The following is a 25,145-nucleotide window of genomic DNA, read 5'->3' as shown; positions in this document are numbered from 1 at the left end:
CGCCCGGTTCCTTTTTTCAGCGCTTTTTCTTCGTCGGGCGGACGTAGCCGGGCTTCTCGGTCTGCTTCCGGTCGTTGAGCACGAGCACGCCGTCGTTCACGTCCTTCCAGATCGTCGTGCCGGCCGCGATCGTCGCGCCCCGCCCCACGCGCACCGGCGCGACGAGCTGCGTGTCGGAGCCGACGAACACGTCGTCGCCGATCACGGTGCGATGCTTGTTGACGCCGTCGTAATTGCAGGTGATCGTGCCCGCGCCGAGGTTCACGCGCGCGCCCACGTCGGCGTCGCCGACGTAAGTCAGATGGTTCGCCTTCGAGCCCTGGCCGATGACCGAATTCTTCACCTCGACGAAATTGCCCACGTGCACCTCGTCGGCCAGCGCCGCGCCGGGACGCAGCCGCGCGTAGGGGCCGAGCACCGCGTGCGCGCCGACCGTCGCGCCTTCGATGTGCGTATAGGCGTCCACGCGCGTGCCGGCGCCGATCGTCGCGTGGCGGATCACGCAGTTCGGCCCGATCGACACGTTCTCGCCGAGCGTCACCTCGCCCTCGAACACGCAGTTCACGTCGATCGACACGTCGCGCGCGCACGTGAGCGTGCCGCGCACGTCGAGGCGCGCCGGGTCCGCGAGCGTGACGCCGGCCGCGAGCAGCGCATCGGCCGTGTTGCGCTGATAAATGCGCTCGAGTTCGGCGAGCTGGGGCTTGCTGTTCACGCCGAGCGTCTCCCAGACCGCGTCGGGCTGCGCCGTGACGATCTCGAACCCGTCGGCCTTCGCCTGCGCGACGACGTCGGTCAGATAGAACTCGCCCTGCGCGTTCTCGTTCTTGAGCGCCGCGAGCCAACCCGCGAGCGGCGCGCCCGGCACCATGACGATGCCGGTGTTGACCTCGGCGATTTCGCGCTCGGCGGCGCTCGCATCCTTCTGCTCGACGATGCGCGCGACCTTGCCCGCGGCGTCGCGCACGATGCGGCCGTAACCGGTAGGGTCGTCGAGCGTGACGGTCAGGAGGCCGTAGCGGCCCTTGCCGTCTTTCGCGCCGCCCGCCACCGCGTCGGCGAGCCGCCGCAGCGTGCCGGCCCGCGTGAGCGGCACGTCGCCGTAAAGCACGAGCGTCGGCGCGCCCGGGTCGATGAACGGCAGCGCCTGCTGCAGCGCGTGCCCGGTGCCGAGCCGCTCGCGCTGCTCCGCGAACTGCACGTCGGGCGCGGCGAGGGCAGCGCGCACGGCCTCGCCGCCGTGACCGATCACGACGACGAGCCGCGTCGGCCCGAGGCTGCGGGCCGTGTCGATGACATGCGAGAGGAGCGGTCGGCCGGCCAGAGGATGGAGCACCTTCGGCAATGCGGAGTGCATCCGCGTACCGGCGCCCGCCGCCAAAATCACGATGTTCATGGCATCGGCGAAAAACGGTGGAAAAGAGCGCAAATTCTAGCATGCGGCCCCGTCCGCATTCCGCTGCGGGCCGCGTCCGGAGGGGTTTTCGGGCGGCGGCGGCGCGGCGCGCTGCGCCCGGCTTTCGGGTACGCCCATCGCGGTCCCCGGTTCGACGGAAACCGCGCCCCGGGGACTCCGAAATCGGCGGCCGGCGCCGGGGATCGGCCGGCAGTCGGAATGCCGATCGGCCTGGGGTCGGCCTGGGGTCGGCCTGGGATATCGGCTAGGGGCGGCGCCCGCCGCTCGCCTAGTCGCGCTCGTCGAGCGGCACGAACGCGATCGGCCGGCCCGCATCGCCCAGCGGGTCCGGGCTCGAGCACGGCTCCTCGTCGAACGCGATGTCGCCCTGCGGGTCGGCGACGCCGCTCGCGCGCAGCCCCGCGAACGGAAAGAACGCCGGGTCCATCAGGTGCGACGGCACGACGTTCGACAGCGCGTTGAACATGTTGTCGACGCGTCCCGGAAAGCGCTTGTCCCACTCGCGGATCAGCGCCTTCATCTCGGCGCGCTTCAGGTTCGGCTGGCTGCCGCAGAGGTTGCACGGAATGATCGGAAACGCGCGCAGCTCGGCGTATTTCTCGAGGTCGGTTTCCTTCACGTAGGCGAGCGGCCGGATCACGACGTTGCGGCCGTCGTCGGACTGCAGCTTCGGCGGCATGCCCTTCAGCTTGCCGCCGTAGAACAGGTTCAGCAGCAGCGTCTGCAGGATGTCGTCGCGATGGTGGCCGAGCGCGATCTTCGTCGCGCCGAGTTCGCCGGCGACGCGGTACAGGATGCCGCGCCGCAGCCGCGAGCACAGCGAGCAGGTGGTCTTGCCCTCGGGCACGAGGCGCTTGACGATGCTGTAGGTGTCCTGGTTCTCGATGTGGAACGGCACGCCGCGCTGCGTCAGGTACTCGGGCAGCACGTGCTCCGGAAAGCCCGGCTGCTTCTGGTCCAGATTGACGGCGACGATGTCGAAGTCGATCGGCGCGCGCTCGCGCAGGCGCAGCAGGACGTCGAGCATCGCGTAGCTGTCCTTGCCGCCCGAAAGGCAGACCATCACCTTGTCGCCGTCCTCGATCATGTTGTAGTCGGCAATCGCCTGACCGACCTGGCGCGCGAGCCGCTTGAAGAGCTTGTTGTTCTCGTAGGCTTCTTTCTGCTCGCGGCGCGTGAGCGCGTGGCGGCCGGTTTCGTCGGCCGGAGCCGGCAACGGTTCGGGGGCGTTCATGACTCAGTCCTCCTTGATGCGAAAGACCTCGACGCCCACGGCGTCGCAGTCCGGATAGACGTCGGGCTTCTCCGTGGAAACGCGCACGGCGCGCACCTGGTCGTGCGCGAGCAGCGCGCGTACGAGGTCGTCGCAGAGCGTTTCCTGCAGGTGAATGTGGCCCTGCCCGACGCGCTCGGCCACGGTCGTGCGCATGAAGTCGTAGTCGACGACCTCGCGCAGCTTGTCCTCGTGCGGCGTCGACAGCGAAAGCGGCACGAACAGGTCGATGTTGATGACGACCCGCTGCTCGCCGCGCTTCTCGAAGTCGTGTACGCCGATGTTGATGCGCACTTCGTAGTTGCGCAGGAAGAGCCGGCGGCAGTCGGCGAGCCGGGGGTGCGATAAGGCGGCGAGCATGTTCGTTCCAGTCGAAAAAAGCGTGTCGGGCGTGCGGGTGCGCTCACATGGGGGCACGCCGCGGGGGTTCATCAGGTTTCGTCTCAAGTGCGGCGCGTCCGGAAGCCGCCCGCAGGCAGCCCGGACGCAATCCGCAAGCAGACCGGAAGCGGGCGTCGTCCGGACCCGGTCCGGCGCGCCAACGCTCAGGCGCCGGTCAAAAACATCACGTCGCGCGAGAGCGGCACGAGGTGCTGGCCGCCGTCGACGACGAGCGTCGTGCCGGTCACGCCGGCCGCGTCGGCCAGGTACAGCGCGGCGTCCACGATGTCGCCGGGCCGCGAGGCGCGGCCCAGCGGCGTAACGCGATGCGCGGCGACGAAGCCCTCGGGCGTCTGCTCGCCCGACTGCAGCGTGAGGCCGGGCGCGAGCCCCACCACGCGCACCTTCGGCGCGAGCGCCTGGGCGAGCGCGACCGTGGCGTTCTGCAGCGCGGCCTTCGTCAGCGTGTACGACAGATAGTCCGGATTCATGTTGTACAGCTTCTGGTCCAGCACGTTGATGACGACGGCGCGCAGCGACTCGTTCTCGCGCGCGGCCTCGGGCGTCGCCTCGTAAAGCGCGCGCGCCAGCACGAGCGGTGCGCCCACGTTGACGGCCATGAGCGCGAGCAGTTGCTCGTAGCCGACGTCGAGCGCCGTGTCCGCGTCGAAGCGCGAGGCGTTGTTCACCACGCACGCCGGCCGGCCGAGCGCGGCGATGCAGTCCGGCACGAGCCGCGCCGCCTCGCGCTCGTCGGCTAGGTCCGCGTGCAGCGCGCAGGCGCGGCGGCCCAGCGCGGTGATCCGCGCGACCACCTCGTGCGCCTCGTCGCGCGACGTGCCGAAATGCACGGCCACGTCCCAGCCGCGCGCGGCAAAGCCCAGCGCGAGCGCGCGGCCGATCCGGCGCGCGCCGCCCGTCACCAGCGCCACGCGCGCGGCGGCCCCCGCCGATCCGGCCGGATCGGCTCCGGGAACAGGCTGGATGCCGGAGAGAGCGCTCATTTACAATGCCGGGATGAATCCGAAAGCTCACGAGCCCGCTAGTTTACCCGTTCCGGGCCCGGCCGCGCTCGCGCAGTCCGCGGCGCTCGTCGCCACGCTGCGCGCCGAAATCGCGGCGGCGGGCGGCTGGCTGCCGTTCGACCGCTACATGGAGCGCGCGCTCTATGCGCCGGGACTCGGCTATTACAGCGGCGGCGCGCGCAAGTTCGGCTGGCACGAAGGCGACGGCAGCGACTTCGTGACCGCGCCGGAGCTCTCGCCGTTCTTCGCCGCCACGCTCGCGCGGCCCGTGGCGCAGGCGCTCGCGGCAAGCGGCACGCGCCGGCTCATGGAATTCGGGGCGGGGACCGGCAAGCTCGCGGCGGGGCTGCTCGCGGCGCTCGACGCGGCCGGCGCGGCGCCCGAGTCCTACGCGATCGTCGAGCTGTCGGGCGAGTTGCGCGAGCGCCAGCGCGCGACGCTCGAAGCGCAGGCGCCGGCCCTCGCCGCTCGCGTGCAGTGGCTCGACGCGCTGCCCGAAAAGTTCGACGGCGTGGTGCTCGGCAACGAAGTGCTCGACGCCATGCCCGTGCGCCTGTTCGCGCGTCTCGACGGGCTCTGGCACGAGCGCGGCGTCGCGGCGGCGGAGAACGGGCATGCGCCCTTCGCGTTCTCGGACAAGCCGCTCGACGCCGGGCGCGACGGCGGCGTCGCGGCCCGCCTGCTCGCCGGCATCGAGGGCCCCCACGACTACGCGACCGAAACCCACGACGCGGCGCTCGCGTTCGTGCGCACCGTCTGCACGATGCTCGGGCGCGGCGCGGCGTTCTTCGTCGACTACGGCTTTCCGCGCCGCGAGTACTACCACGCGCAGCGCAGCGAGGGCACGCTGATGTGCCACTACCGCCACCGCGCGCACGGCGACCCGTTCCTCTACCCCGGCTTGCAGGACATCACCTCGCACGTCGAGTTCAGCGGCCTCGCCGAGGCCGCCGTCGAAACGGGCGCGGACCTGCTCGGCTACACGTCGCAGGCCCGCTTCCTGATGAACGCCGGCATCGCCGAGACGCTCGCCGGCCTCGACCCGAGCGACCCGCTGCGCTTCCTGCCTGCCGCGAACGCGGTGCAGAAGCTCGTCTCCGAGGCCGAGATGGGCGAGCTCTTCAAGGTGATCGCGTTCTCGCGCGGCATCGACGCGACGCTCGACGCGTTCGCGCGCGGCGACCGCTCCCACACGCTATGAGCCGGCGCGAGCGCTCATGATCCGCTGGGTCCTGGCCACCTTCATCGCCGTGGCGATCCTCTCGGGGTCATCCCCGTGGCTGCGCAAGGTCGGCATCGGCCGGCTGCCCGGCGACGTCACGCTGCGGCTGTTCGGCCGCGCGTATCCGCTGCCGTTCATGTCCACGATCGTGCTCTCGATGCTGCTGTCGCTGCTCGTGCGCTGGCTCTAGCGGTTCGTTCGCGCCGATGCCCGTCGGGGGGCATCGCGCGTCCGGCCGCAAGGGCCCGTTCGCAAGCCAGCCCGTCCTTAGCGTGAGCAGAGAGGCCCTAACCCTGCGCCCGCAGCGCCTCTTCGACGGCCGCCACGCGCGCGCCGTGCACCGCGTCGTGAATCCGCTCCGCCCCGCCGCCGCACGCACGCGCCACCGCGCCGGCATCGACACCGCGCGCGGCCGCGAGCGCCACGCGCAGCCGTTCGGCCTGCGGATACGGCTCGCGCGACCAGCCGAGCCGTCCGCGCAGATCGGCCTCGCAAGCCTGCAGGGCCTCGGCGAAGCGCGCGGGCTTGCGCAGCGCGTCGCAACGCTCGAGCATGCGCACGAGCGCCGCCGCGCCCATCTCCATCACGTGATGCACGTTGCCGTGCTCGCGCGCGACGAGCAGCGCGAGATCGCGGCAGTCGTTCGGCACGCGCAGCCGCTCGCAGAGCGGACCGAGGCGCGTCACGCCGCGCCCCTCGTGGCCGATGTGGCGCGGCAGCACGTCGGGCGGCGTATCCGCCTTGCCGAGGTCGTGGGTGAGCGCCGCGAAGCGCACCGGCAGCGCATAGCCCTGGGCCGCCGCGTAATCGACGGCCATCATCACGTGCCGGCCCGTGTCGATTTCCGGGTGATAGTCCGCGCGCTGCGGCACGCCGAAGAGCTCGTCGACTTCGGGCAGCACGCGCGCGAGCGCGCCGCACGAGCGCAGCACCTCGACCATGCGCGAGGGCTTCGCCTCCATCAGGCCGCGCGACACCTCCTGCCAGACGCGCTCGGGCACGAGCGCGTCGACCTCGCCCGAGGCGACCATCGTCGTCATCAGCGCGAGCGTTTCGGGCGCGACCGTGAAATCGGCGAAGCGCGCGGCGAAGCGCGCGAGCCGCAGAATCCGCACCGGGTCTTCGAGGAACGCGTCGCCCACGTGGCGGAACACGCGCGCGCGCAGGTCCGCCTCGCCGCCGAACGGATCGATCACGGGACCGGCCGGCTCGCCGCCCGGCAACGCCTCGCGCGCCATCGCGTTGACGGTCAGGTCGCGGCGCGCCAGGTCCTCCTCGAGCGTCACGTCGGGCGCGTAGAAAAACTGGAAGCCGTGGTAGCCGGCAGCCACCTTGCGCTCGGTGCGCGCGAGCGCGTACTCCTCGTGCGTCTGCGGATGCAGAAACACGGGGAAATCCTTGCCCACGGGACGATAGCCCTGCGCGACCATCTGCTCCGGCGTCGCGCCGACCACCACGTAGTCGCGATCGCGCACGGGCAGGCCGAGCAGTTCGTCGCGGATCGCGCCGCCTACGACATAGATTCTCATGCGTCCTCGTAACGTTGCGCGCGGTGGGTTTCGCGCCGCGCGCCGTCGATCCAGGCGGCCACGGCCGGCAGCGCGGTGATGCGCGCGCCGTAGGCAAGCGCCGCCGCCGACAGCGCCGGCCGGTAGCTGTTCACGCGCATCACGACGGGCGCGTACATCGCGTCGGCAATGCCGAACGCGCCGAACAGGAACGGCCCGCCGCTCGCCTCGAGACAATCCCGCCAGATCGCGTCGATGCGCGCGAGGTCGGCCAGCGCGGCGGGCGTCACGCTCCGGCCCGGCTGGGACGTACGCAGGTTCATCGGCATCTGGCGGCGCAGCTCGGCAAAGCCCGCGTGCATCTCGGCGCTCACGCTGCGCGCGTGGGCGCGGGCCGACGCCTCGCGCGGCCACAGCGCATGCTGCGGATAGCGCTCGGCCAGCGTCTCGGCGATCGCGAGCGAATCCCAAACGGCCTGCCCCTCGTCGGTCACGAGGCAGGGCACGGTGCCCGAGGGCGAATGCGCGAGGATCGCCTCGCGCGTGCCGGGTTCACCGAGCTCCACCCCCGCTTCCTCGAACGCGATGCCGAAATGCGCGAGCAGCACCCAGGGGCGCATCGACCACGACGAATAATTCTTGTCTCCGATAACGAGTTTCATCTGTGCCTGGCGCGGCCGGGCCGCGAGAATGGAAAACAAAGGACGGCGCCGCGCCGGCCGAGCGACGAACGCTACCGGCCCGCGCTCGCGCGAAAGGCGTTCAGCCGCGAGCGCAGCGACACGTTGCCCAGATACACCGGCGCGATAGTCTCGATGCTGGCGGGCTCGATGTCCAGTTCGGGCGCGAGCGGGCCGCTCAGCACGCTGTCGGCTTTCATCGAATCGAGATTGTCGCGCGTGAGCACGGGCACGCCGGGCGCCAGCTCGAACGAGAGCGCCTGGAGCCGCGCGAGCGCGTCGGGCAGGTGCACGATGCGGGCATGCCGGCCGATCGCGACGCCGCACCAGGCGACGAGCTGCTCGAGCGTGTAGACGCCCGGCCCGCCGAGCTCGTAGGTGCGGCCGCTCGCGGCGTCGAGATCGAGCACGTTGACGATCGCCCGCGCCACGTCGCCGACGTAGACGGGCTGGAACTTCGCGCCGGGCATGGCGAGCGGAATCACCGGAAAGACCTTCTGCAGCAGCGCGAAGCGGTTGAGGAACGTGTCCTCGGGACCGAACACGACCGACGGGCGGAAGATCGTCGTCGCGAGCGACGGCGACGCATGCACGGCCTTCTCGCCGTCGCCCTTCGAGCGCAGGTACATGCTGGGGCCGCCCGAATCGGCGCCGAGCGCGCTCACGTGGATCAGCCGGTGCACGCCCTTGCCCTCGCAGGCGGCGACGATCTTCGTCGGCAGCTCGACGTGCAGCTTCGCGAAACCCGGACCGTAGGGCGTGCCGCGGCCGCCGTCGAGCGTGCCGACGAGATTGATCACGGCGTCGGCGCCCTCGACGAGGCCCGCGAGCGCGACCGGGTCGAACACGTCGGCCTCGATCACGTCGATGGGCAGGAGCGTGAGATGGCTCGCGTGGTTGCGGCGGCGGGTGGCGAGGCGCACGGTCTTGCCGGCCTCGACGAGCGCGTTGACGAGATGGCCGCCGACGAATCCCGAGCCGCCGACGACCGCGATGGTTTGATGGCGCATGTTCCAACTCCCTCGTGCAGGCGGCGCGCACAGGCAGGCGCACCCGGGCGCCGCGGCCCGCAACCCGGGGCCGGGCGCGAACGTCGCCGGTCAGGAGCCGCCGGCGACGCCTACGGCTCGATGTAGCCGAGCCGTTCCTTCAGCGACTGCGGACGGCCCTCGAACAGCGCCGCGTAGTAGACCGTGTTCGACAGCACGTTCTTCACGTAGTCGCGGGTTTCCTGGAACGGAATGGTCTCGGCGAATATCGCGCCTTCGACCGGACGCGGCAGCGCCGCGCGCCATTGGCGGGGACGCCCCGGGCCGGCGTTGTAGCCCGCCGTGGCGAGCACGGCCGAACCGTCGAATTGATTGTAGATCATCGACAGATAGTTGGTGCCGAGCAGGATGTTCGTGTCGATGTTGTTCATCTGATCGATCGAAAGCCGGCCGAGGCCGATCTTTCTCGCGACCATCTGTGCGGTGCCCGGCATCAACTGCATCAGGCCGCTCGCGCCGACGCCCGAACGCGCGTTGAGGATGAAGCGCGACTCCTGGCGCATCAGCCCGTAGGCCCATTCGACGTCGAGCCCCGTCGACTGCGCGTCGCGCTCCACGATGTCGCGGAACGGCGCGAAGTAGCGCAGCGAGAAGTCGTGCTCGGTCTGCGTGCGGTCGGCCGTGTTGACCACGCGGTCGTAAAGCTGGATGCGCCGCGCGTATTCGGCGACCGCGAGCAGTTGCCGGTCGGTCATGTTGCGCAGCGGCCAGTTCCATTCGCGGTTGCCTTCGAGCCGCAGGTTCATCGCGTAGAACTTGCGCGCCAGCGCGAAGCCGGGCGTGTCGCTGACCGCGGCGACCTCGGCGTCGCTCACCTCGGTCGTCGGCGGCACGGTGATCTTGCGGCCCAGCTCCTCGGTGGCGAGCTGGCCGTAGAAGTCGAAGTTCTGCGCGATCTGTTCGAATTCCTGGTTCGCCCCGGCCGTGTCGCCGGCCTCCTTGAGCGCGCGCGCGTGCCAGTAGACCCAGGCCGGCTTCGCGCGCAGCCCGGAAGGCATCTGCTCGATCGACCAGCGCACCATCGTCCAGTCGCCGGCCAGCAGCGCCGCGCGCGTGCGCCATTCGTAGGCCGGGTACGAGAGCGGCGCGCCGGCCGAAAGCCGATACCAGTCGATCGCGCCCGGCACCTGCTTCTGCGCGCCCTCGTAGCCGATGGTGCCCCAGCCGATGGCGCGCTCGGGCGAACTCAGCGACGGCGCCACGGCCGCGAACGTCGCGGCCGCCATGGCCGGGTCGTTGCGCGCCATGTTCGTGATGGCGAGCAGCGCGAGCTGATGCGACTGCGCGTCGGCGCCGACGCCGTGCGCGAGCATGAGCGCCGGCGTGTCGACGGCGAGGCTGACGAGCCCGGGGTCGGGCTGCTGCTGGCCGAGCGCGTCGAGCAGCTTGCCGCCCGTCGAGCCCTGGCCCTGCTCGTAGGCGAGACGGATCTGCTGCCAGACGTCGTCGGCGCTGAACTGGCCCGACAGGCCGAGCGACGTGACGAGGTCGACGCAGCCGTCGCCGTAATAGCGCGGATTGACGAGCAGCGCGCGTGCCGCGTCGGCCACGTTCTCGCCGTGCGAGGCGCGCGATTCGAGCGCGTAGCACTTCACCTGGGTATCGTCGTTCAGCACGAAGCGCGCGTACTGCTGGTCGAAGTCGGCCCAGTCGTGGCGCGCGCCGAGCACGAGCAGATAATCGTTGCGCAGACGGTCCGCGATCGCCTCGCCGTCGTGCTCGCGCAGGAACGCGAGTACGGGCGCGTCGGGCGCGTCGACGCGCGCGTGACCCTGCGAATCGAAGAGCTGCGGCTTGATCTGGAAGTACTCGACGTAGGCGCGCGCCGGATAGTCCGGGATCGTCGCGGCGAGCTGCGCGGCGCGGGCCGCGTCGTTGTCGCGCGCCGCCTCGCGAAGCTGGATGAAAGTCTGGTCGTCGGGCGTGAGGGTGGCGGCTTGAGAGTAGTCCGTGGGACGCACGGCGTCCGCCGTGCTGCAGGCGACGAGTGCCGCGGCAGCCAGCGCAAGACCGGCCGCGCGATATACTCGAACAAGGCGTGTGAACATCGTTGTTTCTGGAGCACGAGGTGGACCCAAGCATAGCATGCAACCCTCTTGCGGAATCCAAAAAAGCAGGGCGTTCGACGCTCCTCGAAACGCGTCTCGCGGCCATGGCGAAAGCCACGACCGGCGCGGCGATCGAGGCGCATCTCGACGCGCTGATCGCGCGCCTTGCGCCGCGCTCCATCGGCTTTTACTGGCCGCTTTCGGGCGAGTTCGACGCGCGTGCCTGGGTGGCCGCGTGGCTCGCCGGCGACGCGGCCCGGCGCGCCGCCCTGCCCGTCATCCGGGCGCGCCATGCGCCGCTCGAATTTCATGCGTGGACGCCGGGCGCCGCGATGCGCGAAGGCCATCACCGGATTCCCGAACCGGCCGACGCGCAACCACTCACGCCCGGGTTGCTGCTCGTGCCCTGCGTCGGCTTCGACGACGCGTGCTACCGGCTCGGCTACGGCGGCGGCTATTACGACCGCACGCTCGCGGCCTGGCCGGAAGTCGACGCGCCGCCCGTGACCGTGGGCATCGCCTGCGAGGCCTGCCGGCTCGACGCGCTGCCGCGCGAGGCCCACGACCTGCCGCTCGATGCCATCGTGACCGAAGCGGCCTGCCGGTCCGGCGCGAGGCTGTCGGCCATGCTCGCGCCGAAGGCATGACGGCCGTCGTCCGGGCATCAGGATCGTGCGCCCGCGCGCACCCGCTGCAACCACCGCCATCGCTGCCATCGTCGTTGCATCGGTCCACCCCGCAAACCGATTCCATCGAAGGCGCCCGTCTCCCTCCTCCGGTCCGTCCATGAACTCACCGCGCATCTACCCGCTGGGCGAAAGCGCCCTCGTCTGCGAAGTGCCGCCGCCCGCGACGCTCGACGTCCAGCGCCGCGTCTGGGCCGTCGCCGCGGCGGCGCGGACCTGGCCGCGCATCGACGAAGTCGTGCCCGGCATGAACAACCTGACGATCACGTTCGACCCGCTCGCGACCGACGCCGACGCGCTCGCGGTCCAACTCGCCGGCGCGTGGCAGGACGCGGCCGACGCGCCGCCGGCCGGCCGCGACGTCGAGATTCCCGTCGACTACGGCGGCGCGTTCGGCCCGGACCTCGAGACGGTCGCGAAGCACACTGGCCTGCGTCCCAACGAGGTGATCGCGCGTCACGCGGCCGGTGCCTACGTCGTGTTCTTCCTCGGCTTCCAGCCGGGCTTCGCCTATCTGGGCGGACTCGACGCAGCGCTGCACACGCCGCGCCGGGCCGAGCCGCGGCTTGCGGTGCCGGCCGGTTCGGTCGGCATCGGCGGCGCGCAGACCGGCATCTATCCGGCCGCTTCGCCCGGCGGCTGGCAATTGATCGGCCGCGCGCAGCGCGCGCTGTTCGATCCGTCGGATAATCCGCCCACGCTGCTGCAGCCGGGCGACCGCGTGCGCTTCACGATTGCGGGTGTCCACGCATGATCGAGATCGTCCGCGCGGGTCTTCTGACGACGGTGCAGGACGCCGGCCGGCCGGGCTACCGGCATCTCGGCGTCGCGCTGGGCGGCGCGCTCGACGCGCTCGCGCTCGAAGCCGGCAACCGGCTCGTCGGCAACGCGCCCGGCGCGGCGGCGCTAGAAGTGACGCTCGGCCCGCTCGCGCTGCGCTTTTCGAAGCCGACGCGCATCGCGATCGCGGGCACCGACTTCGGCGCCATGCTCGGCGCACCGGGCTACGCCGAGCCGGTCTGGTCGTGGTGGAGCCTGCCGGTGCGGGCCGGCGACGAACTGACGTTGCAGCCGGCCAGATACGGCATGCGCGGCTACGTCTGCGTGGCGGGCGGCATCGACGTGCCGGCCGTGCTCGGCTCGCGCAGCACCGATCTTTCGGCGGGCTTCGGCGGCCTCGACGGCCGCGCGCTGAAAGACGGCGATCACCTGCCGACCGGCGTGCCGGCACGCGCGCGCGCGTGCCTCGCGCCCGACGCGCCGGCCTTCGGCGTGAAGGCGCCGGCCTGGTGCGCGTTCGCGCAGATCGACGAACCGCATCACCGGCGCGGCCGGCATCCGGGCGGCATGCCGTGGGCGATGCCGGTGCGCGTGCTGCCCGGCCCGGAATACGCGAGCTTCACGCCGGAGGCGCAACGGGCGCTCTGGTCCGACGAATGGCTCGTCACCCCGAACAGCAATCGCATGGGCTACCGCCTCTCCGGCACGGCGCTCGAACGCGCGCGCCCGGTCGAACTCCTCTCGCACGCGGTGCTGCCCGGCACGATCCAGGTGCCGCCCGAGGGCCAGCCCATCGTGCTGATGCGCGATGCGCAGACGACGGGCGGCTACCCGAAAATCGGCGTGGTCGTCGAGGCCGACCTCTGGAAGCTGGCCCAGGCGCGCCTGAACGGCGGCCTGCGTTTCGTGCGGACCACGCCGGCCGAGGCGCGCCACGCGCGCGAGGAAGAACGGGCGTATCTTCGGCAGATCGACGTCGCCATCGCGATGCGCGACGAACACGAGGCGCGCCGCCGCGCGGCGTCGGCCGGTTCGTGATGGCGTGTAACCGCGCGCGACCCTGCGTGAGCGTGATCGCGCGGTCCGCGCGAAGGAGAGGACGAACATCATGACCATCGACCTGAACGCCGATCTCGGCGAAGGCTGCGGCGCCGACGAGGCCCTGCTCGACCTCGTCAGCTCCGCGAACGTCGCCTGCGGCTGGCACGCCGGCGGCGCGAACGCGATGCGCGAATGCGTGCGCTGGGCCGTGGAAAAAGGCGTCTCGATCGGCGCGCACCCGAGCTTCAACGATCCGGAACACTTCGGCCGCAGGGAAATGCACCTGCCGGCGGACGAGATCTACGCGGGCGTGCTCTACCAGCTCGGCGCGCTCTCGGCGATCGCGCTGGCCGAAGGCGGGCGCATCGCACACGTGAAGCCGCACGGGGCGCTCTACAACCAGGCGGCGCGCGACGCGACGATCGCCCGCGCGATCGTCGCGGCCGTGCACGACTTCGATCCTTCGGTGGCCGTGTTCGCGCTCGCGGGCAGCCTGCTCGTCGAGGCGGCGCGCGAAGCCGGGCTCGCCGCCGTCGAGGAGGTGTTCGCGGATCGCGGCTATCGCGCGGACGGCTCGCTCGTGCCGCGCAGCGAGTCCGGCGCGCTCGTCGACGACGAGGATCTCGTGCTCGCGCGCACGCTCGCGATGATCCGCGAGCGGCGCGTCGAGGCCATCGACGGCCGGTGGGTGTCGATCAACGCGCAGACGGTCTGCCTGCACGGCGACGGACCGCACGCGCTCGCGTTCGCGCGCCGCATCCGCGCGGCGCTCGACGAGGCCGGCATCGAGGTGCGGGCCGCCGGGACCCGAGCCGTCTGAGCCATCTGAACCGCCCCGACCGATTTGCCCCAACCAGACCGTCCCGTTCCGACGGCTTTCCCTCGCCCTCACCCCAACCCGACGGTCGTTTTCCCCGCCCTCACCCCGGCACGACGACGAAGCCGCGCTCGCCGAGCAGCGCCAGCACACCCCGCCGGCCACCCAGGTGCAGCGCGCCGATCGCGACGAAGACGGGCCGGTTCGGCGCGGCGATCGCCACCATGCGAGAGACGAAGCGGCGGTTGCGGCGGTAGAGAATCCGGTCGTCGATCGATTCGGAGACCCGCAGGTTCTGCGCAAGCCGCTCGGAGCGCGCGGCCTCCCACGCCGCGATCGCGTCGGCGTCGCCGAGCCGCCAGAGCCGCAGCAGCGCCTCGACGTCGGCCACGTTCTGCGCGGGCGTCTGCGCGAGGTCCTGAGCCAGCATCTCGCGCTGCTGCGCGAGCGTGAGGTTCGTGAACGCGCGCATCTGCTCCGCGAGCGTTTCGAGCCCGACGATGCGCCGCCCCTTGAGCTTCAGGAAAACGTTTTGAAGCTGCGCCTCGGTGCCGTATTCCGTCTGCAAGCCGGCGCTCAGCGAATCGTAGGTTTCCACCATCAGCGAAGCGAGCCACGGCCGCATCTGGCGGATTTCGGCCAGCGCCTCGGGGTTGCCGCGCATCCGCGCGACGAGGCGCTGCCAGAGCGGGCCGGGCAGCGCCTGCTGCAGGCACGGGCGGCGGCATACGCCGTACTTCGACACGTCGTCCTGCGAAACGAGCAGATCGTCGGGCGAGAGTTCCAGCGCGAGAATCGGCGAGGCGTCGAGCGCGGCGAGAATGGGCCGCCGGAACGGCTGGCCCGGCGGATAGTCGGCCGGATCGCCGACGTGCAGCGTGCCGAGCACGTAGATGGTCGTGGTGCCGCGCGTGGCGACGTAGAACGGCATCTGGGCCGGACGCGTGCGGACCGGGCCGCCCGCGGTGGTGCCCGACGCGTAGCTCGACGTGGGCGGCGGCGAGTGGAAGCCGGGCAGCCCGCCGCCGTCCGACGACGCAAGACTGCCCGGCGGGAAGGCGGCGTTCTCGGTGTTGGCCGCCGCGCCGGCCGCCTCGGCAACCGGCATCGTCAACCCGCCGAGCGCGACGGCGAGCGCGAGCGCGGCGCCGATGCCGGCGCGCATCCACGCGCGCCACGCGGATGCGGCGGCATGGCGGCCGCCGTTAAGCTGGCGGCGCGTAAAACGACGCGCCGCCGTCGCTTCAGGCATCCGATTCCCCCACCTCCTCTGCACGATGGCAGGATACCTGACGCCCGTGAACTTCGCGAAGTATCGGCGCCTCGTTGCGGCAGCGTTCGACGGCGTACGGACAGCGCTGGTGGAACGTACAGCCCGAAGGCGGATCGAGCGGCGACGGCAGTTCGCCCTCGAGCCGGATCTTCACGTGCCGGTCGGCCTCGAAGAGCGCCGGCGTCGCCGAGAGCAGCGAGCGCGTGTACGGATGCAGCGGCCGCTCGCAGACGGCTTCCTTCCTGCCGAGTTCGGCGACGCCGCCGAGGTACATCACCATCACGTCGTCGGCGACGTGCCGGACCACCGCGAGGTTGTGCGAGACGAACACGTAGCTCGTGCGGAACTGCGCCTGCAGATCCATGAAGAGGTTCAGGATCTGCGCCTGGATCGAGACGTCGAGCGCCGACACGGGCTCGTCGGCCACGACGATCTGCGGGTCGAGGATCATCGCGCGCGCGATCGCGACGCGCTGGCGCTGGCCGCCCGAGAACATGTGCGGATAGCGCTGCGCATGCTCGGGCCGCAGGCCGACGACGCGCATCAACTGCGCGACGCGGTCGGCCCGCTCGGCGGCGGTGAGCCGCGTGTTGATGGCGAGCGGTTCGCCGAGCGTCTCGCCGATGGTCTTGCGCGGATTGAGCGACGCGTACGGGTTCTGGAACACCATCTGCACGCGCCGGCGCAGCGCGGCGACGCGCCGGCGGCCGGCGCCGGCGACGTCCTCGCCGTCGATCACGAGGCGCCCCGCCGTGGGCGGCTCGATCATCGTGAGCTGCCGGGCGAGCGTCGATTTGCCGCAGCCCGATTCGCCGACCACGGCGAGCGTGCGGCCGCGTTCGAGCGAGAACGAGACGCCGTTCAGCGCCTTGATCGTGCCGTGCCCGAACAGGCCGCGCCGCACGCCGTAGTGCTTCTTCAGATTCTCTGCGACGAGCACCGGAGCGGAGGGAGGCGTCTCGCTCATCGCGCGTCTCCGGTCAGGGTGGCCGCGGAAACCGCTGCGACGTTCAGCGGCTTGATGCAGCGAACGCGCGCGTTGGCGTTGGCAGCAGCAGCAGATTCGGCCACGGATTCGGCGACAAATTTCGCGGCCGGCGCGCCGGCCGGCGGGACCGGCGCCAGCGCGGGCCGCGCGCGGCCGCAGGCCTCGACGGCATAGCCGCAGCGCGGCGCGAACAGGCATCCGCGCGGCCGGTCGTCCCGGCCCGGCACCATGCCGGGCAGCGCGGCGAGACGCGCCGCGCCCGCGTTGTGCTCGGGAATCGCCGCGAGCAGCGCCTCCGTGTACGGATGATGGGGACGCGCAAAGATGTCCGGCACGCGGTTCGTCTCGATGATCTCGCCCGCGTACATCACGGCGACGCGCTGCGCGATCTCCGAAACCACCGCGAGGTCGTGCGAGATCAGCACGAGCGCCATGCCGCGCTCCTTCTGCAGGCGCAGCAGCAGCTCCATGATCTGCGCCTGGATCGTCACGTCGAGCGCCGTGGTCGGCTCGTCGGCGATCAGCAGCTTCGGGTTGCAGGCGACGGCCATCGCGATCATCACGCGCTGGTTCATGCCGCCCGAGAGCTGGTGGGGAAACGATTCGACGCGATTTTTCGCGTCGGGAATGCCCACCTGGTCGAGCAGTTCGAGCGCGCGCTGCGCGAGCGCCGCGCCGCGCAGCCCCTCGTGCTGCTTCAGCACTTCCCGAATCTGGTAGCCGACGGTGTAGCTCGGGTTCAGGCTCGTCAGCGCGTCCTGGAACACCATCGCGACGTCCTTGCCGACGATGCGCCGGCGCGCCTTCGCCGTCGCGTTCAGCAGGTCCTGGCCGTCGAAGCGGATGGCGTCGGCGCTGACCTTGCCCGGCGCGTCGACGAGGCCCATGACGGCCATCATCGCGACGCTCTTGCCCGAGCCCGATTCGCCGACGATGCCGAGCACCTCGCCCGGCGCGACCGTCAGGTCGATGCGGTCCACGGCCCTGAGTCCGTCGAACTCCACCGAAAGATTGCGGATGGCGAGGAGCGCGTCCATGTCAGGCCGTCCGCTTCAGTCGGGGGTCGAGCGCGTCGCGCAGCCCGTCGCCGAGCAGGTTGATCGCGAGCACCGAGATCAGGATGGAGAGGCCCGGCATCGTCACGATCCACCAGGCGCTGTCGATGTAGTCGCGCGCCGAGGCGAGCATCGCCCCCCACTCGGCGTCGGGCGGCTGCACGCCGAGGCCGAGAAAGCCGAGCGCGGCCGCGTCGAGGATCGCCGAGGAGAAGCCAAGCGTCGCCTGCACGATGAGGGGCGCCGCGCAGTTGGGCAGCACCTGCGAGAACATGAGCCGCAGCGTGCCCGCGCCGGCCACGCGCGAGGCCGTCACGTATTCCTTGTTGAGCTCGCCGAGCGCCGAGCCGCGCGCGAGGCGCACGTAGCCCGGCAGCGCGACGATGGCGATGGCGAGCATCGTGTTGGTCAGGCCCGGCCCGATGATCGCGACGACGGCGACCGCGAGCAGCAGCGAGGGCAGCGCGAGCAGCACGTCCATGAGCCGCATGATCGGCGTGTCGGCCCACCTCTCGAAGAACGCGGCGACGAGGCCGAGCACGATGCCCGGCACGAGCGCGAGCCCGACCGAGACGCAGCCGATCCACAGCGAGAGCCGCGCGCCGTAGATGAGTCGCGAGAGGATGTCGCGGCCGGCCTCGTCGGTGCCGAGCAGGAACTGGCGGTTGCCGCCGTCGAGCCAGGCCGGCGGAATCTTCACGTAGTCGCGGTACTGCTCGATGGGGCTGTGCGGCGCGACGAGCGGCGCGAAGACGGCGAGCGCGGCGATCAGCACGACGACGATGCCGGCCGCGAGTGCGCCGCGATTGCGCGAGAAGTTCGTCCAGAACTCGCGCGCCGCGAGCGCGCGGCCGCCGCGCGGCGCGGCGACGCCCGCCGATGGCTGGAGTTCGGCCATCAAGCCTCCCCGCGCGGCGGGCGCGAACGGAAAAATCGGTGCATGGACTTACCTCGTGTGGCGGATGCGCGGGTTCAGCACGCCGTAGAGCAGATCGACGCAGAGGTTCACGAGAATCACGAGCGTCGCGATGAGCAGGATGCCGCCCTGCACGACCGGATAGTCGCGCCGGCCGATGGCGTCGATGAGCCACTTGCCGACGCCGGGCCACGAAAACAGCGTCTCGGTCAGCACCGCGCCCGCAAGCAGCGTGCCGACCTGCAGGCCGATCACGGTCACGACGGGAATCAGCGCGTTGCGCAGCGCGTGCACGACGACCACGCGCGCGGGCGAGAGCCCCTTCGCGCGCGCGGTGCGGATGTAGTCCTCGCGCAGCACTTCGAGCATCGACGAACGCGTCATGCGCGCGACCACGGCGAGCGGAATCGTACCGAGCACGATGGCGGGCAGGATCAGATGGCTCAGGGCCGAGCGGAACGCGCCCTCCTCGGGGTCGAGCAGCGAGTCGACCAGCATGAAGCCCGTCACGTGGGGCACGTCGAACTCGACCGAAATGCGGCCCGAGACGGGCGTCCAGCCGAGGTTCGTCGAGAACACCATGATGAGGATGAGCCCCCACCAGAAGATCGGCATCGAGTAGCCCGCGAGCGCCGTGCCCATCACGCCGTGGTCGAGCAGCGTGCCGCGCCTGAGCGCGGCGAGCACGCCCGCGGGCAGGCCGACGACGAGCGCGAACAGCATCGCGCAGATCGACAGCTCGAGCGTGGCCGGAAAGCGCGCGAAGAACTCGCTCGCGACGCTCGTGTTCGTGACGATCGAGGTGCCGAGGTCGCCGTGCAGCACCTGGCCGAGGTAGTGCAGATACTGGACCGGCAGCGGCCGGTCGAGCCCGAGGCGGTGCATGGCCTCGGCGTGCATCTGCGGATCGACGCCGCGCTCGCCCATCATCACCTCGATCGGGTCGCCCGGAATCAGGTGGATCAGCGCGAAGGCGAGCACGGTGATGCCGACGAACGTGGGTATCACCATGCCGACACGGCGCAATACGAAGCGGAGCATGGACGGTTCCCCCGGAAAACCGCAATGAAACTGAAACCAGAACCCAAACTAAAACGACATGCGGCCGGCGACCGGAGCGCGGGCCGCCGCCTACTGTAACCCGACGCCGTCGAAACGCACATAGCCGAGCGGCTCGATGCGCAGGTCGGTTACCTTACGGCTCGCCGGCTGGTACACGAGCGAATTCGCGATCGGCGAGAACGGCAGTTGCTGCGCGAAGATCTGCTGCGCCTCGGTGTAGTCTTTCGTGCGCTGCGCGACGTCGGTGGTTTCGCGCGCCTTGTCGATCAGCGCGTCGAACGGCGCGTAGCACCACTTGCCGTCGTTGTTGCCGTTCGCCGCCTCGCAGCCGAGCAGCGTGCCGAGCCAGTTGTCCGGGTCGCCGTTGTCGCCGGTCCAGCCGATCAGCATGGTGTCGTCCTCGCCCGCGCGCGCCCGCTTGATGTACTCGCCCCACTCGTAGGTGACGATCTTCGCCCGCACGCCGATTTTGGCCCAGTCCGCCTGGATCATCTCGGCCATGAGGCGCGCGTTCGGGTTGTACGGGCGCTGCACGGGCATCGCCCAGAGCGTGACGTCGAAGCCGTTCGGCAAGCCCGCCTTCGCGAGCAGCGCGCGGGCTTTCGCGGGATCGTAGGCGTTGCCTTTCAGGTTCTTGTCGTAGGACCACTGCGCGGGCGGCATCGGGCCGGTGGCGAGCTGGCCCGCGCCCTGGTAGACCGACGCGATGAGCGCCTGCTTGTCGATCGCCATGTCGAGCGCCTGGCGCACCTCGACCCGGTCGAGCGGCTTGTGCTGGACGTTGTACGAGAGATACCCGAGGTTGAAGCCCGGCTGCGACGGCATCGCGATGTTCGGGTCGGCCTTGAGCGTCGCGATGTCGGCGGGACTCGGATAGCTCATCACCTGGCACTCGTCGCGCCTGAGCTTCTGCGCGCGCACGCTCGCATCGGGCGTGATCGAGAAGATGAGCCGCGAGAGCTTCACGGCGCCGGGCTTCCAGTAGTCGGGGTTGCCGTCGAAGCGGATCGTCGCGTCCTTCGTGTAGCTGCGGAAAACGAACGGACCCGTGCCGACCGGGTACTGGTTGATGTCAGCCGCGCGGCCCGCCTTGAGCAGCCGGTCCGCGTACTCGGCCGAGAGAATCGACGCGTACTCCATCGCGAGGTTCTGGATGAACGGCGCATTCACCGCGTTGAGCGTGAAGCGCACCGTATACGGATCGACCTTCTCGACCTTCGCGATGAGCTTGTCGAGGCCCATGTCGGTGAAGTACGGAAACTGCACCGGGTAGGCCTTGTTGAACGGCAGGTTCGGATCGAGCATGCGCTCGAACGTGAACACCACGTCGTCGGCGTCGAACTCGCGCGTCGGCTTGAAGTACGCGGTGGTCTGAAACTTCACGCCGTGGCGCAGATGGAACGTCCAGGTCCTGCCGTCCGGCGACACGTCCCAAGACTGCGCGAGGCCCGGCTCGACGCGGGTGCCGCCGCGCTCGAACTCGACGAGACGGTTGTAGACCGTGAACGTGTTCGCGGTGAAGTCGACGCCCGTCGTGTACTGTGCCGGATCGAAGCCCGACGGGCTGCCTTCGGAACAGTAGACGAGCGTGCGATTGGGAATGCCCGCGGCCTGCGCGAGGGAAGCGGCCGTCATCGCGGCCGCCGCGAACGCGGCGATCGTGACGATTCGTGCAATGCGCGCGATCGGTGCGAATGGCACGACGCGCGGCGGCCGCAGTCTCTCCAGCTTCATGCTTTCTCCCATTCGGTGCCGGCCTGCGCCAGCGTAGGGCCGATATTACTTGAGCCCGATAACGCGTCACAAGCGCACCAAAAAGCGCATCGCCCTGCGCGCGGCGGCACGCGCAGGGCGATGCGGCAGGGGTCCTCGTCTGCCGGAACGGAGGATGAGACGCGCCGGCGTTGTCGGCCGCTGCGGCTTTCGCGGCGTCGCGTGCCCATTCGTTGCTTGCCCGTTATGTGCTTGCGTTATGTGCCCGTTCCGCGCTCGTTACGTACCCGCTTTACGACCCGCTACGCGCCGAGCCGCTCGCAGATCGCGGCCGTCGCGCCCGCGCCGTTGAGCGTGTAGAAGTGCAGCCCCGGCACGCCCGCCTCGACGAGCCGCCGGCACAGGTCCGTCACCACGTCGAGGCCGAACGCGCGGATCGACTCGCGGTCGTCGCCGAAGCTCTCGAGCCGCTTCGCGACCCAGCGCGGCACTTCCGCGCCGCACATCTCGGAGAAGCGCATCAACTGCGAGAAGTTCGTGATCGGCATGATGCCCGGCACGATCGGCACGTCGACGCCGAGCTTGCGCGCGTCGTCGACGAAGCGGAAATAGGCGTCCGCGTTGAAGAAATACTGCGTGATCGCCGAGTTCGCGCCGGCCTTCACCTTCTGCGCGAACGCCTCCAGGTCGTGCCTGGGCGAGCGCGCCTGCGGATGGTATTCGGGGTAGGCCGCCACCTCGACATGGAACGTGTCGCCGGTCTCCTCGCGGATGAAGCGCACGAGCTCCGACGCGTAGCGCAGCTCGCCGACCTCGCCCATGCCGGAGGGCAGGTCGCCGCGCAGCGCGACGATGTGGCGGATGCCGTGCGAGCGGTACTCGCCGAGGATCTCGCGCAGGCTCTCCTTCGAGGAGCCGATGCACGACAGATGCGGCGCCGCCTCGATGCCCTCGCGCGCGATGTCGACGACGGTGTCGAGCGTGCCCTGCTGCGTCGAGCCGCCCGCGCCGAACGTCACGGAGACGAACTTCGGCTTGAAGCGGGCGAGCTGGGTGCGCGTGGCGCGCAGCCTGTCGACGCCGTCCTGGGTCTTCGGCGGAAAGAATTCGAACGAAAGTTCAAGCGGTTTCATGGAATCAGACGAGATTGCGATTGCCGAAGATCAGCGCGGACAGCAGCCACGAAATGATGCTGTACAGAATGGAGCCGAAGAAGGCCGACCAGAACCCGGACACCTCGAAGCCCTTGAGCAGCGACGCGGCGAGCCAGAAGCACAGCGCGTTGACGACGAGGATGAAGAGACCGAGCGTGAGGATCGTGACGGGCAGCGTAAGCAGGATCAGCACGGGCCGCAGCACCGCGTTGATGAGGCCGAGCACGACCGCGACGATGAGCGCCGTGCCGAAACTCCGGATGTGGATGGACGGCACGAGCCAGGTGATGATGAGCAGCGCGAGCGCATTGATCAGCCAGGTCAGCAGCACGGTCATGAAGAACTCTCCTTGGTCGGTCAGCCTGAAACGAAAAAAGCCCGCGCCGCCCGGGTCCGTCATTCGCAGGCCCGCGCCCCGCAGGGCGCGACCGTTACAGCAAGCAGCGTGCGCGGCGCGCGGGCCCGCCTTTCCGGCGGCTTATTCCGAGCTTAGTAGCGGTAGTGGTTCGGCTTGTACGGACCGCTCTTGTCCACGCCGATGTAGCCGGCCTGGTCGTCCGACAGCACGGTCAGCTCGGCGCCGATGCGCGCGAGGTGCAGGCGCGCCACCTTCTCGTCGAGATGCTTGGGCAGCACGTAGACCTTGTTTTCGTACTGGCCGCCGCGCGTGAACAGCTCGATCTGCGCGAGCGTCTGGTTCGTGAACGAGTTCGACATCACGAACGACGGATGGCCCGTCGCGCAGCCGAGGTTCACGAGTCGGCCTTCGGCCAGCAGGATCACGCGCTTGCCGTCCGGGAAGATGATGTGGTCGACCTGCGGCTTGATGTTTTCCCACTGGTACTGGCGCGTCGAGGCGACGTCGATTTCCGAATCGAAGTGGCCGATGTTGCAGACGATCGCGTTGTGGCGCATCGCCTTCATGTGGTCGTGGCCGATGACGTGGAAGTTGCCCGTCGCCGTCACGAAGATGTCGGCCTTGTCGGCCGCGTATTCCATCGTCACGACGCGGTAGCCTTCCATCGCCGCCTGCAGCGCGCAGATCGGGTCGATTTCCGTGACCCACACGGTCGCGCCGAGGCCGCGCAGCGACTGCGCGCAGCCCTTGCCCACGTCGCCGTAGCCGGCGACCACGGCAATCTTGCCCGCGATCATCACGTCGGTCGCGCGCTTGATGCCGTCGACGAGCGACTCGCGGCAGCCGTACAGGTTGTCGAACTTCGACTTCGTGACCGAGTCGTTCACGTTGATCGCCGGGAACGGCAGACGGCCTTCCTTCTCCATCTGGTACAGGCGGTGCACGCCGGTCGTCGTTTCCTCGGTTACGCCCTGGATGTGCGCGAGGCGCTTCGAGTACCAGGTCGGGTCGGCGTCGAGATGCTGCGCGATGGCCTTGTAGAGCGCCACTTCTTCCTCGTTGGTCGGCTTGCCGATCACCGAGCGGTCCTTCTCGGCCTTCGAGCCGAGGATCAGGAGCAGCGTCGCGTCGCCGCCGTCGTCGAGGATCATGTTGGCGAACTCGCCGTTCGGCCATTCGAAGATGCGGTGCGTGAATTCCCAGTATTCGTCGAGCGATTCGCCCTTGAACGCGAACACGGGCGTGCCGCCCTGCGCGATCGCGGCGGCCGCGTGATCCTGGGTCGAGAAGATGTTGCACGAGGCCCAGCGCACGTCGGCGCCGAGCGCCTTGAGCGTCTCGATCAGCACGCCGGTCTGGATCGTCATGTGCAGCGAGCCCGCGACGCGCGCGCCCTTGAGCGGCTGCTGCGCCTTGTATTCGTCGCGAATCTGCACGAGACCGGGCATTTCGGTCTCGGCGATGTTGAGTTCCTTACGGCCCCACGAGGCGAGCGCCAGGTCGGCGACGACGAAATCCTGCGAAGCTTTGGAATCCTGGACTGCGGCGTTCATCACGCCCTCCTTTCTAAAAGTGACTAGAAATTAAAGACGTGAGCGCCGTTTCGATACGGTTGCGGTGAACCGGATTGAACGTCTTTCGAGCCTGGCGGGCCAACGCGAAACCGCGGCCCGTCGCAACGCTCCTCGAAGACGAGGCGTGATTGTAGCAAATCGGCTTGCGGCGGGTGGCGGGCGGGTGACGGCCGCGCGCCGACCCGCGCTACCCCGGCGGAGCCGCCGTGCGCAGCGCGCGCAACTGGGCGACGCTCGCGAGCGCCGTGTCGAGAAACCGCTGCGAGAGCCGCACGGCCGTGTCCATCGTGCCGGCGTCGGGCGGCACCATCCCCATCTGGACCCGGAAATAGTGCTCGGCATGCACGCGCGGGTGATAGTGCATGCGCACGCGCTTCGCGTCGACGAGGCGCGAGACGCCGAACGCGTCGCGCAGCGCCCACGAGAGCGCGCCGTCCTCGCCGCCGTGACGGCGGAAGAAGTCGTCCATCGGAAAGCCGCCGAGCGTGGCGAAGACCGGGCGCCGGATGACGAGGCTGCTCGGCACCGTGTTGCTCAGCGTCGCCGCGTGCTCCCCGAAAGCGGGATGCGCGACGATCTCGGCCGGAAAGCCCGCGAACTCGACGTCGAGGCGCACCGCGGCCTCGAGCGGACGGCGTTCGAGAAACGCGCTCGCGGCGGCGAGCGCGCCGGGCAGGTACTCGTCGTCGGCGTCGAGAAACGCGAGCACCGGCTGCGTCGCGTGCATCGCTCCCCAGTTGCGCGCGGCCGCCGCGCCGCCGTTCCCGGGCATCGCGAGCGGCCGCACGCGGCGGTCCTGCCGCGCGTAGCGCGCGACGATGTCGGCCGAGCGGTCGGCCGAGCCGTCGTCCACGACGACGATCTGCGCGGCCTCGGGTTGCGCGAGGCCGCTGTCGAGCGCGCGCTCGAGCGTGGCCGCGCCGTTGTAGCAGGGAATGACGATCGAAATGGGCAGCATGGGCGTTGGGCGGGAAAGCCTCGGGAACGGGAAGGAAAACCGGGCACGATAGTCGGTGCGCGGCGGGGCCAGTTTGATACGCCACAAACCGATCCGGCAATCCCCTCGTCGCGCCACGCCGCGACATAAACGAATTGACTTGATAACATCGTGCGCATTCCGAACCG

24 protein-coding genes and 1 riboswitch are annotated in these 25,145 nt (G+C 70.1%); of the genes, 6 read left to right on the top strand and 18 right to left on the bottom strand.

All coding sequences use genetic code 11. The annotated features are described in order from the left end of the window. Positions 1 to 16: 16 nt before the first annotated feature. From glmU to CY652_RS19795, 4 genes are all read right to left on the bottom strand, one after another. Positions 17 to 1,396, bottom strand: a complete 1,380-nt coding sequence (gene glmU, locus CY652_RS19810; protein ID WP_102132419.1) for a bifunctional UDP-N-acetylglucosamine diphosphorylase/glucosamine-1-phosphate N-acetyltransferase GlmU — start codon at positions 1,394 to 1,396, stop codon at positions 17 to 19. Positions 1,397 to 1,685: 289 nt separating this feature from the next. Beyond that, positions 1,686 to 2,651 carry a tRNA 2-thiocytidine(32) synthetase TtcA gene (gene ttcA, locus CY652_RS19805; RefSeq protein WP_102132418.1) on the bottom strand — a complete coding sequence of 322 codons (966 nt, stop codon included), beginning with the start codon at positions 2,649 to 2,651 and terminating at the stop codon, positions 1,686 to 1,688. 3 nt (positions 2,652 to 2,654) lie between these two features. Next, on the bottom strand, positions 2,655 to 3,050 hold the full coding sequence (locus tag CY652_RS19800; RefSeq protein WP_102132417.1) for a dihydroneopterin aldolase: 396 nt from the start codon (positions 3,048 to 3,050) through the stop codon (positions 2,655 to 2,657). 185 nt (positions 3,051 to 3,235) lie between these two features. Then, positions 3,236 to 4,075 (bottom strand): SDR family oxidoreductase, encoded by an 840-nt coding sequence (locus tag CY652_RS19795; protein ID WP_102132416.1) that lies wholly within the window; start codon positions 4,073 to 4,075, stop codon positions 3,236 to 3,238. A gap of 13 nt (positions 4,076 to 4,088) precedes the next feature. Between CY652_RS19795 and CY652_RS19790 the strand changes: the two genes are divergently transcribed. Both CY652_RS19790 and CY652_RS19785 read left to right on the top strand, forming a co-directional pair. Then, on the top strand, positions 4,089 to 5,297 hold the full coding sequence (locus CY652_RS19790) for a class I SAM-dependent methyltransferase (RefSeq protein WP_102132457.1): 1,209 nt from the start codon (positions 4,089 to 4,091) through the stop codon (positions 5,295 to 5,297). 16 nt (positions 5,298 to 5,313) lie between these two features. After that, positions 5,314 to 5,508, top strand: coding sequence for a DUF2905 domain-containing protein (locus CY652_RS19785; protein ID WP_102132415.1), 195 nt, complete (start codon positions 5,314 to 5,316; stop codon positions 5,506 to 5,508). A 97-nt stretch (positions 5,509 to 5,605) separates the two neighbouring features. On the opposite strand, the gene CY652_RS19780 is transcribed toward CY652_RS19785, so the two are convergent. The 4 genes from CY652_RS19780 to CY652_RS19765 all read right to left on the bottom strand — a co-directional run bounded on the left by CY652_RS19780 (position 5,606) and on the right by CY652_RS19765 (position 10,603). Further along, positions 5,606 to 6,847, bottom strand: coding sequence for a multifunctional CCA addition/repair protein (locus CY652_RS19780; protein ID WP_102132414.1), 1,242 nt, complete (start codon positions 6,845 to 6,847; stop codon positions 5,606 to 5,608). After that, complete coding sequence (locus CY652_RS19775) at positions 6,844 to 7,488, bottom strand: glutathione S-transferase family protein (protein WP_102132413.1); 645 nt, start codon at positions 7,486 to 7,488, stop codon at positions 6,844 to 6,846. Before CY652_RS19775 ends, CY652_RS19780 begins: the two co-directional genes overlap by 4 nt. 71 nt (positions 7,489 to 7,559) lie before the next feature. Then, positions 7,560 to 8,516: a complex I NDUFA9 subunit family protein gene (locus CY652_RS19770; RefSeq protein WP_102132412.1), complete on the bottom strand. Its 957-nt coding sequence runs from the start codon at positions 8,514 to 8,516 to the stop codon at positions 7,560 to 7,562. 110 nt (positions 8,517 to 8,626) lie between these two features. After that, positions 8,627 to 10,603, bottom strand: coding sequence for a lytic transglycosylase domain-containing protein (locus tag CY652_RS19765; RefSeq protein WP_102132411.1), 1,977 nt, complete (start codon positions 10,601 to 10,603; stop codon positions 8,627 to 8,629). Positions 10,604 to 10,623: 20 nt separating this feature from the next. Between CY652_RS19765 and CY652_RS19760 the strand changes: the two genes are divergently transcribed. The 4 genes from CY652_RS19760 (at position 10,624) to pxpA (ending at position 13,930) form a co-directional block, all read left to right on the top strand. Beyond that, positions 10,624 to 11,250, top strand: coding sequence for a 5-formyltetrahydrofolate cyclo-ligase (locus CY652_RS19760; protein ID WP_374703680.1), 627 nt, complete (start codon positions 10,624 to 10,626; stop codon positions 11,248 to 11,250). 139 nt (positions 11,251 to 11,389) lie between these two features. Beyond that, positions 11,390 to 12,043 (top strand): 5-oxoprolinase subunit PxpB, encoded by a 654-nt coding sequence (gene pxpB, locus CY652_RS19755; RefSeq protein ID WP_102132410.1) that lies wholly within the window; start codon positions 11,390 to 11,392, stop codon positions 12,041 to 12,043. Continuing rightward, the gene (locus tag CY652_RS19750; protein ID WP_102132409.1) at positions 12,040 to 13,107 is read left to right on the top strand and encodes a biotin-dependent carboxyltransferase family protein; all 1,068 of its coding nucleotides are present in this window, start codon (positions 12,040 to 12,042) and stop codon (positions 13,105 to 13,107) included. Before pxpB ends, CY652_RS19750 begins: the two co-directional genes overlap by 4 nt. Positions 13,108 to 13,177: 70 nt before the next feature. Beyond that, positions 13,178 to 13,930: a 5-oxoprolinase subunit PxpA gene (gene pxpA, locus CY652_RS19745; RefSeq protein WP_102132408.1), complete on the top strand. Its 753-nt coding sequence runs from the start codon at positions 13,178 to 13,180 to the stop codon at positions 13,928 to 13,930. A 100-nt stretch (positions 13,931 to 14,030) separates the two neighbouring features. On the opposite strand, the gene CY652_RS19740 is transcribed toward pxpA, so the two are convergent. The 10 genes from CY652_RS19740 to CY652_RS19695 all read right to left on the bottom strand — a co-directional run bounded on the left by CY652_RS19740 (position 14,031) and on the right by CY652_RS19695 (position 24,978). After that, positions 14,031 to 15,179 (bottom strand): TraB/GumN family protein, encoded by a 1,149-nt coding sequence (locus CY652_RS19740; RefSeq protein WP_102132407.1) that lies wholly within the window; start codon positions 15,177 to 15,179, stop codon positions 14,031 to 14,033. After that, complete coding sequence (locus CY652_RS19735; protein WP_102132406.1) at positions 15,172 to 16,167, bottom strand: peptide ABC transporter ATP-binding protein; 996 nt, start codon at positions 16,165 to 16,167, stop codon at positions 15,172 to 15,174. The genes CY652_RS19740 and CY652_RS19735 overlap by 8 nt, the downstream gene beginning before the upstream one ends. Beyond that, positions 16,164 to 17,225, bottom strand: coding sequence for an ABC transporter ATP-binding protein (locus CY652_RS19730; protein ID WP_102132405.1), 1,062 nt, complete (start codon positions 17,223 to 17,225; stop codon positions 16,164 to 16,166). The genes CY652_RS19735 and CY652_RS19730 overlap by 4 nt, the downstream gene beginning before the upstream one ends. Position 17,226: 1 nt before the next feature. Next, positions 17,227 to 18,141, bottom strand: coding sequence for an ABC transporter permease subunit (locus tag CY652_RS19725; RefSeq protein WP_102132404.1), 915 nt, complete (start codon positions 18,139 to 18,141; stop codon positions 17,227 to 17,229). Positions 18,142 to 18,189: 48 nt separating this feature from the next. Continuing rightward, positions 18,190 to 19,200, bottom strand: coding sequence for an ABC transporter permease subunit (locus CY652_RS19720; protein WP_102132403.1), 1,011 nt, complete (start codon positions 19,198 to 19,200; stop codon positions 18,190 to 18,192). 90 nt (positions 19,201 to 19,290) lie between these two features. Continuing rightward, a complete protein-coding gene (locus CY652_RS19715) occupies positions 19,291 to 20,955 on the bottom strand; it encodes an ABC transporter substrate-binding protein (RefSeq protein WP_180970679.1) in 1,665 nt (554 codons plus the stop codon). A gap of 281 nt (positions 20,956 to 21,236) precedes the next feature. Further along, positions 21,237 to 22,067 (bottom strand): methylenetetrahydrofolate reductase [NAD(P)H], encoded by an 831-nt coding sequence (gene metF / locus CY652_RS19710; RefSeq protein WP_102132402.1) that lies wholly within the window; start codon positions 22,065 to 22,067, stop codon positions 21,237 to 21,239. A gap of 4 nt (positions 22,068 to 22,071) precedes the next feature. Continuing rightward, positions 22,072 to 22,425 (bottom strand): phage holin family protein, encoded by a 354-nt coding sequence (locus CY652_RS19705; protein ID WP_102132454.1) that lies wholly within the window; start codon positions 22,423 to 22,425, stop codon positions 22,072 to 22,074. A gap of 152 nt (positions 22,426 to 22,577) precedes the next feature. Then, on the bottom strand, positions 22,578 to 23,999 hold the full coding sequence (gene ahcY, locus CY652_RS19700; protein WP_102132401.1) for an adenosylhomocysteinase: 1,422 nt from the start codon (positions 23,997 to 23,999) through the stop codon (positions 22,578 to 22,580). A 33-nt stretch (positions 24,000 to 24,032) separates the two neighbouring features. Next, a riboswitch (S-adenosyl-L-homocysteine riboswitch) is annotated at positions 24,033 to 24,139 on the bottom strand. Positions 24,140 to 24,207: 68 nt separating this feature from the next. Further along, positions 24,208 to 24,978: a glycosyltransferase family 2 protein gene (locus tag CY652_RS19695; RefSeq protein ID WP_102132400.1), complete on the bottom strand. Its 771-nt coding sequence runs from the start codon at positions 24,976 to 24,978 to the stop codon at positions 24,208 to 24,210. Positions 24,979 to 25,145: the final 167 nt, after the last annotated feature.

Origin of the sequence: Burkholderia sp. WAC0059 (assembly GCF_002870125.1) — a bacterium.
In the GTDB taxonomy this organism is placed as follows: domain Bacteria; phylum Pseudomonadota; class Gammaproteobacteria; order Burkholderiales; family Burkholderiaceae; genus Paraburkholderia.
Note: the sequence above shows the minus strand (reverse complement) of the source record. Positions and strands in the feature narration are given on the sequence as shown.